A 15,885-nucleotide genomic window follows, 5' to 3' on the forward strand; every position below is an offset into this window, starting at 1 on the left:
TTACAACTTAGATCTTGCCGACCAGGTCCAGCGACGGCTTGATAGTCTTGGCGCCTTCGTTCCACTTGGCCGGGCACACGTTGCCCGGGTTGTTGGCGACGAACTGGGCAGCCTTGAGCTTGCGCAGGGTTTCCTTCACGTCACGGGCGATGGCGTTGTCGTGCACTTCCAGCGTCTTGATCGTGCCTTGCGGGTCGATCACGAACGTGCCGCGCAGAGCCAAGCCTTCTTCGGGGATGTGCACGCCGAAAGCGTTGGTCAGTGCGTGCGTGGGGTCGCCCACCAGCGGGAACTGTGCCTTGCCCACGGCCGGCGACGTTTCGTGCCACACCTTGTGCGAGAAGTGCGTGTCGGTCGTGACGATGTAGACCTCAGCGCCAGCCTTCTGGAATTCTGCGTAGTTGTCAGCAGCGTCTTCCACTTCGGTCGGGCAGTTGAACGTGAACGCGGCCGGCATGAAAATCAGCACGGACCACTTGCCCTTGAGCGACTCTTCCGTAACGGTGATGAACTTGCCGTTGTGGAAAGCTTCGGCCTTGAACGGTTGAACTTGAGTATTGATCAGCGACATAGTGGTTGGGTTGGTTGGGTTGACGACGGGAGTGATCGTATCGTGACCCGTCATATTGTACAAATTGATTGATACGATCAATTCGATTACTAAATACTATTATACACCGATGCGGTGACAGCTTGCTGGGCGCACTTTCGCCCAAAATTACAAACCTGCGAGCAAGCTGCGCACGGCACCCCCTGGGGGGCGAGCCACCACCTACGCCAGCTCAACGGAATCTGCGGGTCTTGCAAGCCACGCGCGACTGCAGCCCTGCAGGCACGGCATTTGCGCAGGACATGAATTCGCCAACCCGCCGCGCGCCGACCGCATCACGCCTCCGGTGGAACGCTCGCTCATGCACGTTCACCGTCTGGTGCAGCGCCGGCTCATGGAGGATCTCCTGTCATGACGCGCAACCCGACCGCGCTGCTGGTGGATGACCCGCTCTGGTACAAGGACGCCGTCATCTACCAGTTGCACGTCAAGTCGTTCTGCGATTCGGACAACGACGGCATCGGTGACTTCCCCGGCCTGATTTCCAGGCTCGACTACATTGCCGAGCTGGGCGTGGACGTCATCTGGCTGCTGCCGTTCTATCCCTCACCGCGGCGCGATGACGGCTACGACATCGCCGAGTACCGCGGCGTTCACCCCGACTACGGCTCCATGGCCGACGTGCGCCGCTTCATTACCGAGGCGCATGCGCGTGGCCTGCGCGTCATTACCGAACTGGTCATCAACCACACGTCGGATCAGCACCCGTGGTTCCAGCGCGCCCGGCGGGCCAAGCCGGGCTCGGCGCTGCGCGACTTCTACGTGTGGTCAGACCACGACAAGAAATACGCTGGCACGCGCATCATCTTCATCGACAGCGAGCCCTCCAACTGGACGTGGGACCCGGTGGCCAACGCCTACTACTGGCATCGCTTCTATTCCCACCAGCCCGATCTCAACTTCGACAACCCGCGCGTGCTCAAGGCCGTGATCGGCGTGATGAAGTTCTGGCTGAATCTGGGCGTGGACGGCCTGCGGCTGGACGCGGTGCCCTACCTGGTGGAGCGCGAAGGCACCTCCAACGAAAACCTGCCCGAAACGCACGCCGTATTGCGCAAGCTGCGCGCGGCCATGGATGCCGAATTCAAGAACCGCCTGTTGCTGGCCGAGGCCAACCAGTGGCCCGAAGACACGCAGGAATACTTCGGCGCCGGCGACGAGTGCCACATGGCCTTCCACTTTCCGCTGATGCCGCGCATGTACATGGCGATCGCGCGCGAAGACCGCTTCCCGATCACCGACATCATGCGGCAGACACCGGAAGTGCCCAACACCTGCCAATGGGCGATCTTCCTGCGCAACCACGACGAGCTGACGCTGGAGATGGTGACCGACGCCGAGCGCGATTACCTGTGGGAGGTCTACGCCAGCGACCGCCGCGCGCGCCTGAACCTCGGCATCCGCCGTCGCCTCGCGCCGCTGCTGGAGCGCGACCGCCGCCGCGTTGAGCTGATGAACAGCCTGCTGTTCTCGATGCCCGGCACGCCCGTCATGTACTACGGCGACGAGATCGGCATGGGCGACAACATCCACCTGGGCGACCGCGATGGCGTGCGCACGCCCATGCAGTGGTCGCCCGACCGCAACGGCGGCTTCTCGCGCGCCGACCCTGAACAGCTCGTGCTGCCGGCCATCATGGGCTCGCTGTACGGCTATGAATCGGTGAACGTGGAGGCGCAGAGCCGCGATGCGCACTCGCTGCTCAACTGGACGCGGCGCCTGCTGGCCACACGCAAGCAGCATCGGGTGTTTGGGCGCGGCAGCATCCACTTTCTGCAGCCGTCCAACCGCAAGGTGCTGGCCTACATCCGTGCACTGGAAGATGAACCACCCATGCTGTGCGTGGCGAATCTTTCCCGCGCTTCGCAGGCGGTTGAGCTGGATCTGTCGAACTACGCGCAGCGCGTGCCGATCGAGCTGATTGGCGGCACGGCGTTCCCGCCTGTGGGGCAACTGCCGTATCTGCTGACGCTGCAGCCCTATGCCTTCTTCTGGCTGGAGCTGCGCGAGAACGAACCCGGCCCGAGTTGGGCGCAACCGGCTGCCGAGCAGTTGCCGGAGTTCATCACACTGGTCTTGCGCTCGGGGCTGGATACGCTGTCCGACACGCGTCAGCGTGAAACGCATCGCCAGTCGATCGAACGTGAGGTGCTGCCCACCTACCTGCCCATGCGTCGCTGGTTTGCCGACCGCGACAGCGCGCTGCACGAGAGAGATGGGCTGCATAGCAAGGATGTACTCCGCAGTGCCCGCTTCGCCTGGGGTGCGGCGGTACCTGTGGATGCTTCGTCCACCAACCGGCCGCTGGAGGGCGCGACACGGCCGGAGGTGTTCTTCAACGAAGTGGTTGTCACGCTGTGCGACGCAGATGGCGTAGAACGCATCGAGCGCTATCTGCTGCCGCTGTCGATCGCGTGGGAGTCCACCACCCTGCCCGCGCTGCCGGTGCAACTGGCACTCGCCCGCGTGCGCCGCGGCCGCCACGTCGGCTACCTGACCGACGCCTTCACCACGGAAACCTTCGCCCGTGCGCTGCTCGCCAATCTCGTGCGCGGCGCCACGCTGCAAGCCAGTGACGGCGCGGTGCATTTCCTGCCGGAGCCCGGCGTTGCCGACGCCGCCACATCCACCGCGCCCGAAGCTCGCTTGCCATTGGCGCCCGACGCACCCGTGCAGTGGCTGGCGCCTGAGCAGTCGTACAGCGTACTGGTGATTGATGATGCGGTGATGATCAAGCTGATGCGCCGCGTCCACTCGGGCATGCACCCCGAAGCGGAAATGACGCGCCACCTCACGCGCGCCGGCTACGCCAACACCGCCGCACTGATCGGCGAGATCACGCATGCCGGCCCGGTGGGTGAACCGGCCACGCTGGCAGTGCTGCAGCGCTACGTGCCCAACCAGGGCAATGCCTGGAACTGGGCGCTCGACTATCTGCGCCGCACCATCGACGAGTTGGCCGTGCAGGCGGAAGCCGTGGCCTCGGGCGACGGCGAGGTCGCGCCGATCGCCGCATCAGAATCGCGCACCGATACCAACGAAGCGCTAGCGAGTTATCTGGCACAGATCGGCGCCATCGGCACACGCCTGGGCGAGCTGCATGCATTGCTGGCGCAACCGAGCGATGACCCACGCTTCGGCACGCGCCTGGCTGACACCGACGATGTGCGCAACTGGTCAGCACGCGTGCGCGAACAAGTCACGCAAGCGCTGAACCACGTGGAAGCATGGCAAGACGCCCACGCACCGCACGAACCCGCCGAGTGGCTGCTGTTGCAACGTGACGCCCTGCCCGCGGCCATCAGCGCATCGGCCCAGGCCGGGCTGGGCGCAACGCTGTCGCGCCTGCATGGAGATTTCCACCTCGATGAGGTACTCGTCTCACAGGGCGACGCATTCCTGATCAACTTTGGTGGCAACCCGGCATTGCCAGTCGAGGTGCGACGCCGCAAGGACAGCCCGCTGCGCGACGTGGCCAGCCTGCTGCATTCGCTGGACGATGTGGCCGAGGCCATGCGGCAAGGCCCCGAGCACGTGACGGGGCCGGTGCAGGAGCGTCGCGATCAACTGCTCGAACGCTTTCGTGCGGCGGCTGCGGCGCACTTCCTGCAGACCTATGCCAATGCCGGCGGCTGCCCGATCCACCCGGAACTGCTCAACCTGTTCCTGCTGGAAGACGCAGCCCGCCACCTTGATGCGGACACCGCCAGCCGGCCGGCCTGGCTGCCGGTTCCGCTGGCGGGCCTTGTGCGTGCGGCACGGCGCCTGCTTGGCGTAGAACCCGAGCCCGCAGCGCTCTCCACCGTCAGCCCCGTCGACGACAGCCCGGAATCCACGTTATGACTGCAGCTGCTGTACCCACCCCCACGTCACATCCCCTGCACGCCACGCAGCATGCGGCGTGCTTCACGCATGACCTGCCGTTTGGCGCGACGTGCCTCGGGCCGGAGCGCACGCGCTTCCGCCTGTGGGCGCCGGACGCCACCGAAGCGTGGGTCGAAATCGACGCTGGCCACGAGCGCAACGGCGGCAACGGCGGCAACACCATCCGCATGGACGCGGAGCCCGACGGCTGGTACGCAGCCATCGCCCCCATCGGCGCCGGCTTGGGCTACCGATACCGCGTAACCGACCGCAACGGTGTGACCCTCACCGTGCCTGACCCGGCTGCACGTGCGCAGTGGCAGGACCTCTATGGCCCCAGCCTGGTGGTCGACCCCGCACGCTACCTATGGCGCCACGCCGACTGGCAAGGCCGGCCGTGGCACGAGACCGTGCTGTACGAACTGCACGTCGGCGCGATGGGAGGTGCGATGGGTGGATTTCGCGGCGTACGTGCACGGCTGCCCGAGCTGGCGCGCCTGGGCGTCACCGCCATTGAACTGATGCCGCTGGCAGAGTTTCCGGGTGCGCGCAACTGGGGGTACGACGGCGTGCTGCCGTTTGCGCCAGACGCCAGCTACGGCTCGCCCGACGAACTCAAGGCGCTGATCGACACCGCGCATGGCCTCGGGCTGATGGTCTTTCTGGATGTGGTCTACAACCACTTCGGCCCCGACGGTAACTACCTGGCCCACTACGCGCGCCGCTTCTTCCACGAAGGCACGCACACGCCGTGGGGCGCCGCGTTCGATTTTCGCGAGCCGGTCGTGCGCGAGTTCTTCATCCAGAACGCGCTGATGTGGTTGATGGAATATCGCTTCGATGGCCTGCGCCTGGACGCCGTGCAAGCGATTGGTGAGCGCGACTGGCTGGGCGAGCTGGCAGCGCGTGTACGCCAGGCGGTCGAGCCGGGGCGCTATGTGCACCTTGTGCTGGAGAACGAGAACAACGCCGCCTCGCTGCTGCGGGGGGCCACAACGTTGGCCGCCGGACCGGCTGATCATGCAGCGGCCACGGCGGGCGCGTTCGAAGCCCAGTGGAACGACGACGGCCACCACGCGCTGCACGCCTTGCTCACGGGCGAGCACGAAGCGTATTACGCGGCCTACGCCGATGCGCCGGCCAAGCGCCTTGCGCGCGTGCTGCAGGAAGGCTTCTGCTATCAGGGCGAGCCCTCTCCGCTGCACAACGGCGCACCGCGCGGCGAGCCCAGCGGCACCCTGCCGCCCACGGCCTTCGTGCTGTATCTGCAGAACCACGATCAGGTCGGCAACCGGCCGCTCGGTGAACGCCTCACGCGCCTCGCCCACCCGGAAGCCCTGCACGCCGCGCAAGCGCTGCTGCTGCTGTGCCCGCAGATCCCCCTGCTGTTCATGGGCGAGGAGTGGGGCAGCCTGCGGCCGTTCCACTACTTCACCAGTCACCACGGTGCACTGGCCGATGCAGTGCGCGAGGGCCGGCGGCGCGAGTTCGGCCGGTTCTCGGCGTTTGCCGATCCGCTCAAGCGCGAGCGCATTCCCGACCCGAACGACGAGCGCACCTACCAGGCGTCCTGGCCCGGCGAGGCCGAGCTCACCAACCCCGAGCACCTCGCCTGGCTCAACCGCACCCACCGGCTGCTGGCACTGCGCCAGGCGCAGATCGTGCCGCGCCTGGTGGGCGCACGCGCGCTGGATGCCGTGCCGCTTGGCACCACGGGCGCACTGGCGCGCTGGCGACTGGGCGACGGCAGCGTACTGACACTCGCCGTCAACCTGGGGGCGCAGCCGGTATCCGTGCCGACTGCATTGGCGGGCAATCCCTCTGACCTGCTCTATGAATCGCGCGATGGTGCCGCCGCCACGCTGGCCACGCATCACGTGCCCGCGCACGCCTGTATCGCGCTGCTGACGTTACCTGCTGACTGAGCCGTCACGATGAACCACGTGCCCGACAACACCCTGCATGCGCTTGCCCAGCAGGCTGGCCTGCAGATCGCGTGGAACGACGCTGCCGGCCGCGCCATGCACGTGAGCGACGACGTACTGCGCACTGTGCTGGGCTGCCTGGGCCTGCCGGCCTCCACTGCGGCAGAGGTTGCGGACAGCCACGCGCATCTGCAGGCCGAAGCCGACAACCTGACCGTGCCCGGGCTGATCACCGGCGTGGTCGGCCAACCCATCATGCTGGAGACTGCGCCGCGCCAATTGGCCGTGTTGGCGGGGCGGCCCTATCGCGTGGATTACGAAAATGGCGGCGGCACGGTCGAAGGTACCGTCGGCGCCGACCACGCCGCGCTGCAGTTGGCGCCGATACCTACAGCCGGTTATCACCGATTGCGCATCGACACCGGGGCAGGCAGCAGCATCGACGCCACACTCGCGATTGCGCCACCGCGCTGCTATGCCGTGGCCGATGCGCTGACAGCGCGTGAGCGAGCGCCCGACGCACGCCTGTGGGGCAGTTCGGCGCAGCTCTATGGCCTGCGGGCCCCCGGCGCTTTGGCCTCGCTTTCCGCCGGGCTGGGCAGCTACGCAAACGCGGGCACGCTGGCGCGCAGCCTCGCACAACACGGTGCCGATGCACTGGCCCTGAGCCCGGTGCACGCCATGTTCAGTGCAGACCCACATCGCTACTCGCCGTATTCGCCATCGAGCCGATTGTTTCTCAACGCAATGATGATCGACCCCGCTGCGTTGTTTGGTGAACACGCCGTGCGACAGGCGGTGGCGGATTGCGGCCTGACCGACATCCATGCGCGCACGGAAGCCGCCACGCTGATCGACTGGCCCGCGAGTACCACAGCACGGCTGACAGTGCTGCACGCATTGCACCAGCAGATGCAGCAACAGGTCGCCGCAGGCGATGCATCCGCCCGCCGCCTACACGAAGACTTCCAAGCCTTTTGCACCGCGCGCGGCCAGCGCCTGCTCGACCACGCACATTGCGAAGCGCTCGACGCCCACATGCGCGAGCACGATCCGCAGACCTGGCATTGGAAGCAATGGCCCGCGGCGTATCAGTCGCCATCCAATCCGGCGGTGCACACATTCGCCCGCGACCATGCAGATGCCGTGCGCTTCCACCTGTTTCTGCAATGGGCAGCCGCGCGCCAGTTGGCCGCTGCGCAGCGCACTGCAGAAGACGCCGGCATGGCCATCGGCCTGATCGCCGATCTGGCCATCGGCACCGACAGCGCGGGCAGCCATGTCTGGAGCCGGCAGCAGGACGTGCTGATTGGCGTAACGGTAGGCGCGCCGCCCGATCTCTTCAACACGCAGGGGCAAAACTGGGGCCTGACGACCTTCAGCCCACGCGCCATGCGCTCGCAGGGTCGGGAGGGATTGCGGGCCTTCATCGAAATGCTGCGCGCGGTCATGTCCACACCCGGCGGCGTGCGCATCGACCACGTGCTCGGGCTGGTGCGGCTGTGGGTGATTCCGGACGGTGCTCCCGCGCTGGACGGTGTGTACCTGCGCTACCCGTTGCAGGATCTGCTGCGGCTGATTGCGCTGGAATCGTGGCGCAACCGCTGCATCGTTATCGGCGAAGACCTCGGCACCGTGCCGGGCGGGCTGCGCGGGCAACTGGCCGAGAGCGGCCTGCTCGGCATGCGCATCCTCTGGTTCGAGCGCGAGGAGGAAGTGCCCGGGCAACCGTTCCGGCCACCGCAAGACTGGGCGCGCACCTCCGTGGCGATGACCAGCACGCACGATCTGTCCACGCTGGCCGGCTGGTGGGTCGGCAACGATCTGCGCTGGCAAGGCAAGCTCGGTCTGCTGCCTGCCGGCATGGACGAAGCCCAGGCGCACGCGCAGCGCATGGCCGATCGGCATGCCCTGGTGGAAGCCTTCGCACACCACAACCACGCGCTCGAACAATCCGGCAATCCACCGCCCTTGCACATCACCACGTTGAAGTTGGCGCTGGAGCGCGCCAGCACGGCGGGTCCAGCCGATGTAGATGCTGATGCCGACATCGCACTCGACGCCACCGCCGACGATTTCGCGACGGCCGCCACGGCCTATACCGCCGCCGCGCCGCTACCGCTCACCATCGTGCCGATGGAAGACCTGCTCGGCCTGGCGGAGCAACCGAACCTGCCCGGCACCGTCCATACGCATCCCAACTGGCGCCGCCGGCAGCCGGGGCACGCAGATACGGTGCTGAATAGCCCCACCGTGCAAACCCTCCTGACGGCGCTGGTTCGCGCCGGCAACAACATCGCCTAACGCTTTCCGCACGGGTTAACACCAACTGCGTCGCCTCATTGCCGGCCCTAGAATTCCTCTATTCATATAGATGACTAGAGCAATGTGCTTTTCAGTACATCGCCCACGTCACCCGGAGGAGACCGCATGTTCGGCTGGTTCAAAGAGATTTCAAAAGGGGAGAAGCGCACCTTCTGGGCGTGCTTTGGCGGCTGGGCGCTCGATGCGCTCGACGTGCAGATGTTCAGCCTCGTCATTCCCACCATCATCGCGGCGTGGCACATCGACAAGACCGAGGCCGGGCTGGTGTCGGGCGTCACGCTGGTGGCCTCCGCGCTGGGCGGCTGGATTGCCGGTGCGCTGACCGACCGCTTCGGCCGCGTACGCACGCTGCAGATCACGGTGTTGTGGTTTTCCATCGCAACATTCGTCTCGGCGTTTGCGCAGAACTTCGAGCAGTTCCTGGTGCTCAAGGCCATCCAGGGCTTCGGCTTTGGCGGGGAATGGGCAGCAGGCGCCGTGCTGATGGCCGAGAGCATTCGCGCCAGCCACCGCGGCAAGGCCATGGGTACCGTGCAAAGCGCATGGGCCGTGGGTTGGGGTGCGGCCGTGCTGCTGTACGCGCTCACGTATTCCTTCATCGAACCGGACCTTGCCTGGCGCGTGATGTTTGCCGCAGGCCTGTTGCCGGCGCTGCTCATCATCTACATCCGCCGGGGTGTGCAGGAACCCGTGCCGGCGGCCAAGCCGGAAGCGAGTGCCAATGCCATGCCGGTCTCGCGCTTCCCGCTGCTCGACATCTTCCGCCCACAGGTGCTGCGCATGACGCTGATTGGCGGCCTGCTGGGCGTGGGTGCGCATGGTGGCTACTACGCGCTGATGACATGGCTGCCGACGTATCTGAAGACGGAGCGCCACCTGTCTGTGCTCGGCACGGGTGGCTACCTGGCGGTGATCATCTTCGCGTTCTGGTGCGGCTGTGTCGCCAGCGCCTGGCTGCTGGACGTGATCGGCCGGCGCGGCAACATCCTGCTGTTCTCGTGCTGCTGCGTGGTCACCGTGCTGGTGTACCTGCTGGTGCCGCTGTCTGACGGCGCGATGTTGGTGCTGGGCTTTCCGCTGGGCTTCTTTGCCGCCGGCATTCCGGCCAGCATGGGGGCGCTGTTCAACGAGCTGTATCCGCATGGCGTGCGCGGCACGGGCGTGGGCTTTTGCTACAACTTTGGCCGTGTAGTGTCTGCCGCCTTCCCGGTGCTGGTGGGCAAGATGAGTGCGTCGATGTCGCTCGGCACGGCCATCGGCATAGATGCGGCCATCGCGTACGCCATCGTCGCCGTGGCCGTGCTGATGCTGCCCGAAACACGCGGCCGCGATCTCGCCGCCGTGACAGCCTAAGCCCTGATCTTCCGGAACAACACCATGTGCCCGACGCTCTTCATCCGTCGCCACCAGGAGACCCCATGCCCACTCGCCGTGCCTTCAACACCGGGTTGCTTGCCATGCTAGGTTCCACTGCCCTCGCCGGATGCGCCACCACCGGCACGCGTACGGCCTCCACAACGAATGCCGCCCGCATCACCGGCATCGATACGCACGCCCACGTGTTCGAGCGCGGCCTGCCGTTGGCCAATGCGCGCCGCTATGCGCCGGGCTATGACGCGCCGCTGTCGGCCTACCTCGCGCAACTCGACGCGCACGGCCTGTCGAACGGCGTGCTGATCCAGCCGAGCTTTCTGGGCACCGACAACAGCTACCTGCTGGCCGCGCTCAAGCAGGCACCACAGCGCCTGCGTGGCGTGGCCGTCATCGACCCGTCCGCGCCCGAAACCCTGCTCGCGCAGATGAGCACCGAGGGCATCGTCGGCATCCGCCTGAACCTGATCGGCGCACCGGACCCACAGTTGACATCACCCGCATGGCAAGCCGCGTTGGCGCATCTGCATGCACTCGACTGGCATGTCGAGTTGCATGTGGAAGCCCGCCGTCTGCCCACGCTGCTGCCGGTGTTGCTGGAGGCGCAGGTGAACGTGGTGGTCGACCACTTCGGCCGCCCCGAACCCACCCTGGGCGTGGACGACCCTGGCTTTGGCGCGTTGCTCGCCGCCGGCCGCACGCGCCGCGTGTGGGTAAAGATTTCGGGGGCTTACCGTAACGGCGGTAATGGCGACAATGGCCGCGGTGAAGCCATCGCCGTTGCCGCCATGCCGCGCCTGAAGGATTCGCTCGGCCTGGACCGTCTGGTCTGGGGCAGCGACTGGCCGCACACGCAATACGAATCGCGCATCACCTACGACAAGATGTGGGTCTTTGTTGACGTGCTGTTGCCCAACGCGGCAGATCGCAAGCAGGTCCTGGTCGACACGCCCGCGAAGCTATTCCGCTTCGTCTAAGAGGGCCCTCGCGATACCCTCAGAGCGCTCGCGCGATACCCCATTTCGCCAATCGCGAATTTCGCCGCACGGGCCACGCTCCTACACTGGCCGCTCCTCGTCCTCACAAGAACACAGGAGCAGCCATGCAGCAGCATCGACTCGTCGACCAGCAGTTCGGCCAGGTGGCCCATGCCTATCTGACCAGCGCCGTACATGCCCAGGGCGCGGACCTGGAAGCGCTGGCCGCGCTGGCGCAGTCGATGCCGCATGCCAAGGTGCTCGACCTGGGCTGCGGCGGCGGGCATGTGAGCTTTGCCATGGCGCCGCATGTGGCGGCCCTGGTGGCCGTCGACCTGTCGGAAGACATGCTGGCCGTGGTGGCGGCTGAAGCGGCCAAGCGTGGTCTCAAGCAACTGCATACGCAAGCGGCCCGCGCAGAAACCCTGCCTTTCGACGACGGCGCATTCGACATCGTCGCCACACGCTTCTCCGCTCACCATTGGTACGACGTACGCGCCGGGTTGGCCGAGGCGCGCCGCGTGCTCAAACCCGGCGGCAAGCTCGTCATCGTCGACATCGTTGCGCCGGAAACCCCGCTGCTCGACACACTGCTGCAGACCGCCGAGGTACTGCGCGATGCGTCACACGTGCGCGACTACCGTGTCTCCGAATGGCAGGCCATGCTGACCGATGCCGGCTTCCAACCGGGCACGCCGCGCACCTGGAAGCTGACGATGTCCTTTGATACGTGGATTGCCCGCATCCGCACGCCGCAGGTGCGCGCCGATGCCATCCGCGACCTGTTCGACCACGCCGCCGACGAAGCCCGCCAGTACTTTGCCGTGGCACCTGACCATTCGTTTGCCATCGACGCGATGATGATCGAAGCGGTCTAGTACCTTTTGTTCCATCCGTTGGAGGGGGGTCCTTGCAAGGCGCCCTTTTTAGGATTTCGTTTAAGCCAGAATAAAAAAGATGTGATATCGGAACCCGTACGCGGAGGCAGAGAAAGACAGTACTCTTGAGGGTCGCCGACAGCCCGTGTCGGTAGTGGTACCCGGCACGTTGCGCCGGCTTCCGACCCACATGTACGCCCTTTTCCCCGCCTTCGTCTCGTCGCTGTTTTTGTTTTACGGCGCCTACGTGCTGACCACGCGCGGGCGCACGCGCGCGAGCATCGCGTTCTTCGGTATGACGGTGCTCACCTGCCTTTGGCAGGGCATCTGGGCATTTCTCTTCCAGACCCACGATATTGGTACAGCGCAAGTACTGGCCAAGCTCGGCTGGATCGCCATCCTCGTCATGCCGACCATGCTGTACCACTTTGCGGTAGAGGTGGCGGAAAGCCCAAACGAGCAGCGCTGGCTTATCGGTGCCTATGCGCTGGATGCCGCGTTGATTGCGTTGCTGATGACCACCAACCTGGTAATCGACGGTGTTCAGCACTTCCACTTCGGCTTCTATCCAAAAGCGGGGCCGCTGGAGGTCGTACACATTGTGGAGACCACCGTGCTCGTCAGTCGCGGCATGTGGCTGCTCTACCTCGGCCAGCAACATGCCACGGCCGAGAAGCGCAAACGGTTGCTGACATGCCTGTTTGGCGTCGGCCTGATTTCGCTCTCGGCTGTGGACTACGCGGTCAACTATGGCGCCGCCTTCTACCCGCCGGGCGTGCTGCCGCTGGCGGTGGCGGTGGCGCTGGGCATCATTGCGGTGGGCGTCGTCAAGTTTGATCTGATGCGACCCTACGCACTGGCCGCCACGGTTGCGCATGAAGTGCGCACCCCACTGACCACCATCCGCCTGCAGGCCGCCGAGATTGCTCGTGCCTGGCCTGACCTGTATCGCGGCTATCAACTCGCCATCGACAACGGCCTGTGCCAACCACCAGCGCACCCAGCCATGCTGGAGCGGGTGTCAAAACTAGCCGGGGCCATCAGCTCCGAAGTGGCGTCCGCACACAGCGTGATCGAAATGGCACTGGCTTCCGTCACACTGGAGCGGCTGGACCGACGTACCTTCGCCGCGCACTCCCTGCGCGAATGCGTGGAGATGGCTGTCGCGCAATACCCGTTTCAAGCCGGCGAGCGTGAACGCGTACATGTGCAGGAATTCAACGCCGACTGGCGCTTCCTGGGTTCCGATACGTTGCTGATGTATGTGCTGTTCAACCTGCTGAAGAACGCGCTGCACGCCATTCAGATCGCCCGCAAGGGCCAGATCGAAATCACCGCCCGCCAGGAAGGCGACAGCTATGTGCTCGCCGTGCGCGACAGCGCAACAGGCATTCCGCCCAGCGTACAGCGCCGCATCTTCGATCCCTTCTTTTCCACCAAGCACGTGGGCAAGGGCTCTGGCGTGGGCTTGACCTTCTGCCGCCGCGTCATGCAGGCCTTTGGTGGCCGCATTCATTGCGAATCCGTGGTTGGGGAATACACGCTGTTCTCCATGCGGTTTCCCCAACCTCCTGCTATTTAGCCTTCAAGAACGTCTGCGTTGCTATGCCAGTTGCGGCAGCGCGTCCAGCTCGTAGGCCTTCACGCGCAAGCGCACGTGTTCCGGCAAACGCTGGATCGCACGTTCGGCATTGGCGCACACCACCTGCTGATACCCCAGCGAGACCAGCCGCCCGCCTGAAACAAACCGGAACACCATGTAAAACGAGCATGGTTGTACGCGGAATGTATTCAGGTGGCACTCCACCCGTTGGAACGGGAATGTCTCCTCAACGAATTCCTGATGCGCCAGCTTGGTCACGAAGATGACGCGGCCGCTCATGAGCAGCTCTGCGTCGATGCATTCGTGAAACCAGCGTTCGCGCACCACGCCTTGCCACTCGAAGTAGCGTGCGAAATACGTGTTGGCGTAGGCGTTGGAATCCTTCAAGTAAACATCGAAGGCGTGTTGGAAGGTCTGCTGCGCAGCAGTCGATTCGGGCGCGTCGGCACTGCGCAGGTAGTGATCGACAACTGCGTCAATGGTTTGGCCTGTCGGCATTACATACTCCAAGAATGAAATGGCTGCTGGCGGCAGCCGCGCATGTGCGGCATTCCCACACATGCGTTCATTCTTCCGATGCCGGTATCAGTTGGTAACAGGCCCGTGTTGTAGCCCTACGAATGACCTGCTCATTCCCCACCCACAACACTGCGCAACCCCGGCGCAGCATGATGAAAGCGCAGCGTATTCCGCCCGTTGCGCTTGGCTTCATAGAGCGCCGTATCCGCGTGCTCGAACAGCGCGTCCAGGCGCTCACCATCCGGCGTTACCGTTACCGCGCCGGCTGACAGCGTGACATACGGCGCCACGACGGAAGCCGCATGTGGACGCGCCCGCTCGGCCACCGTGGCCACCACGCGCGCCACGGCACTGCGCGCGTCGTCGAGGCTGAGGTCGAACAGCATGGCGATGAATTCCTCGCCGCCCACGCGGGCGATGAAATCGTCGGGGTGGCGGCAGGCCATGCCCAGCGTGTCGGCCACCATGCGCAGGCAGTCGTCGCCCTGCAGGTGGCCGTAGGTGTCGTTGTATTGCTTGAAGCAATCGATGTCGAACAGCGCAAGCGTGACAGGGCGACTGTCGCGGCGCGCGTGGTCAAGCAGGCGCGGCGCCTGCGTCTCGAAAAAGCGACGGTTGAACAGATGCGTGAGCGAGTCACGGTTGACGTCGTTCTCGAGCAGGCTGAGCTTGGCCTGCGTACGTTGCAACTCGCCACGCAGCGCATCTTGCGCACTGGCCATGCCGGCACGCTGCAACTGCTCGACGGTCACGTCGCGCAACAACAGGAACACGCCGGTATGCCTGCCACGCGCGTCAATCAATCCTTCGAGCGTGATCTCCAGCGTGCGGCCCGTGTCATGCAGCCAGACCTGGTGGCGATTGGGCAGCCGCGTACGCTCAAACTCGCGCAGGATGCTGGGCACGTTCAGCACATCGGGTGGCAATGCGTGCAGCCGCGCGGTCGGCAGCAGGTAGCGCGCTGCAGCGTTGATGCTGGCGATGGTTCCATCACGCGCCAATACGATACAGCCATCGCGCATGGCCTCGATGATCTTGCCGCGCGCGTAGGCGGCGGTATCGCGCAAGCGCGGGCGTAAGACGATCCAGCCGAGTAGCGCGGTGCTGATGGCGAAGGTGGCGGGTGTAAGGTCACCGCCCAGGGCCGTGGTCCAGCGTTGCAGATAGGCCAGATGGGCCACCAGCGGCAGCAATTGCCCGCCCACAAGCGCCAGCCGCACCTGCGTACGCGTGGCGGCGTGGGCATACAGCGCGTTGACGGTTTCGCTGGCTGGCAGCGTCAGCAGCACCAGGCTCATCGCCAACAACACGTAGTTGTAAGCCGTGCCAACCCAGAACACCGGCCCATGGGCGAAAACCGCCCGCTGCACGCCGTCAATGACGACAAAGCGCGCATCAAGCCAGACCAGGTGATGCAGTTCGTTGGTGGCAACCAGCCCCAGGAAGGCCGCGGCCACCAGCAGCGCGACCACCCAGCCCACGCGCACGACGGGCAACGCATTCAGCTCGGGCCGCGTGAGGCCAAGCACCAGGCGCAGCCAGGCGGCCGGCACCATCATGATCCCGAGGTAAGCCACCTTGGCCCAGCCCACGCGCACGGGCATGTCGAAGGTGACCACCTCCATCAGCCGCGCACCGCTCCACAATGCCGTGCCCAGCGCCAACAGCATGAAGGCGGAGACTTCCGCATCGTCGCGGCGTGGCCATGACAGGCCGATCAACGCTATGGAAACAAGGGCGGCACAGGCCAGCGCGGCGATCAGCATGATCCGCGCTCCCAGCATCCACAATGCCCGAGAGAATGCTGGCGGAG

10 protein-coding genes are annotated in these 15,885 nt (G+C 65.3%); 7 read left to right on the forward strand and 3 right to left on the reverse strand.

Features of this window, described 5'->3' with window-relative positions; all coding sequences use genetic code 11:
- Positions 1-7: 7 nt before the first annotated feature.
- The gene (ahpC, locus tag C404_RS33155) at positions 8-571 is read right to left on the reverse strand and encodes an alkyl hydroperoxide reductase subunit C (RefSeq protein WP_021192992.1); all 564 of its coding nucleotides are present in this window, start codon (positions 569-571) and stop codon (positions 8-10) included.
- A gap of 390 nt (positions 572-961) precedes the next feature.
- Between ahpC and treS the strand changes: the two genes are divergently transcribed.
- From treS to C404_RS33190, 7 genes are all read left to right on the forward strand, one after another.
- Complete coding sequence (treS, locus tag C404_RS33160) at positions 962-4,453, forward strand: maltose alpha-D-glucosyltransferase (protein WP_021192993.1); 3,492 nt, start codon at positions 962-964, stop codon at positions 4,451-4,453.
- The gene (treZ, locus tag C404_RS33165; protein ID WP_021192994.1) at positions 4,450-6,399 is read left to right on the forward strand and encodes a malto-oligosyltrehalose trehalohydrolase; all 1,950 of its coding nucleotides are present in this window, start codon (positions 4,450-4,452) and stop codon (positions 6,397-6,399) included. The genes treS and treZ overlap by 4 nt, the downstream gene beginning before the upstream one ends.
- 9 nt (positions 6,400-6,408) lie before the next feature.
- Positions 6,409-8,703: a 4-alpha-glucanotransferase gene (gene malQ, locus C404_RS33170; RefSeq protein ID WP_021192995.1), complete on the forward strand. Its 2,295-nt coding sequence runs from the start codon at positions 6,409-6,411 to the stop codon at positions 8,701-8,703.
- A 126-nt stretch (positions 8,704-8,829) separates the two neighbouring features.
- Positions 8,830-10,077, forward strand: a complete 1,248-nt coding sequence (locus C404_RS33175; RefSeq protein ID WP_021192996.1) for an MFS transporter — start codon at positions 8,830-8,832, stop codon at positions 10,075-10,077.
- A 65-nt stretch (positions 10,078-10,142) separates the two neighbouring features.
- Positions 10,143-11,072: an amidohydrolase family protein gene (locus C404_RS33180; protein WP_021192997.1), complete on the forward strand. Its 930-nt coding sequence runs from the start codon at positions 10,143-10,145 to the stop codon at positions 11,070-11,072.
- A gap of 125 nt (positions 11,073-11,197) precedes the next feature.
- On the forward strand, positions 11,198-11,950 hold the full coding sequence (locus C404_RS33185) for a class I SAM-dependent methyltransferase (RefSeq protein ID WP_021192998.1): 753 nt from the start codon (positions 11,198-11,200) through the stop codon (positions 11,948-11,950).
- Between the two features lie 190 nt (positions 11,951-12,140).
- The gene (locus C404_RS33190; RefSeq protein ID WP_021192999.1) at positions 12,141-13,532 is read left to right on the forward strand and encodes a sensor histidine kinase; all 1,392 of its coding nucleotides are present in this window, start codon (positions 12,141-12,143) and stop codon (positions 13,530-13,532) included.
- 21 nt (positions 13,533-13,553) lie between these two features.
- Here the strand turns inward: C404_RS33190 and C404_RS33195 are convergent, their stop codons facing one another.
- Together C404_RS33195 and C404_RS33200 are read right to left on the reverse strand one after the other, a co-directional pair.
- Positions 13,554-14,051, reverse strand: a complete 498-nt coding sequence (locus tag C404_RS33195) for an acyl-CoA thioesterase (protein WP_021193000.1) — start codon at positions 14,049-14,051, stop codon at positions 13,554-13,556.
- 131 nt (positions 14,052-14,182) lie between these two features.
- Positions 14,183-15,838 carry a GGDEF domain-containing protein gene (locus C404_RS33200; RefSeq protein ID WP_031328769.1) on the reverse strand — a complete coding sequence of 552 codons (1,656 nt, stop codon included), beginning with the start codon at positions 15,836-15,838 and terminating at the stop codon, positions 14,183-14,185.
- Positions 15,839-15,885 lie beyond the last annotated feature (47 nt).

This window comes from Ralstonia sp. AU12-08, assembly GCF_000442475.1.
Lineage (GTDB): Bacteria > Pseudomonadota > Gammaproteobacteria > Burkholderiales > Burkholderiaceae > Ralstonia > Ralstonia insidiosa.

What these genes read in the sequence shown, in the direction of transcription:
- ahpC (WP_021192992.1), bottom strand. Translation starts at nt 571, where the DNA reads ATGTCGCTGATCAATACTCAAGTTCAACCGTTCAAGGCCGAAGCTTTC.
- treS (WP_021192993.1), top strand. Translation starts at nt 962, where the DNA reads ATGACGCGCAACCCGACCGCGCTGCTGGTGGATGACCCGCTCTGGTAC.
- treZ (WP_021192994.1), top strand. Translation starts at nt 4,450, where the DNA reads ATGACTGCAGCTGCTGTACCCACCCCCACGTCACATCCCCTGCACGCC.
- malQ (WP_021192995.1), top strand. Translation starts at nt 6,409, where the DNA reads ATGAACCACGTGCCCGACAACACCCTGCATGCGCTTGCCCAGCAGGCT.
- C404_RS33175 (WP_021192996.1), top strand. Translation starts at nt 8,830, where the DNA reads ATGTTCGGCTGGTTCAAAGAGATTTCAAAAGGGGAGAAGCGCACCTTC.
- C404_RS33180 (WP_021192997.1), top strand. Translation starts at nt 10,143, where the DNA reads ATGCCCACTCGCCGTGCCTTCAACACCGGGTTGCTTGCCATGCTAGGT.
- C404_RS33185 (WP_021192998.1), top strand. Translation starts at nt 11,198, where the DNA reads ATGCAGCAGCATCGACTCGTCGACCAGCAGTTCGGCCAGGTGGCCCAT.
- C404_RS33190 (WP_021192999.1), top strand. Translation starts at nt 12,141, where the DNA reads ATGTACGCCCTTTTCCCCGCCTTCGTCTCGTCGCTGTTTTTGTTTTAC.
- C404_RS33195 (WP_021193000.1), bottom strand. Translation starts at nt 14,051, where the DNA reads ATGCCGACAGGCCAAACCATTGACGCAGTTGTCGATCACTACCTGCGC.
- C404_RS33200 (WP_031328769.1), bottom strand. Translation starts at nt 15,838, where the DNA reads ATGCTGATCGCCGCGCTGGCCTGTGCCGCCCTTGTTTCCATAGCGTTG.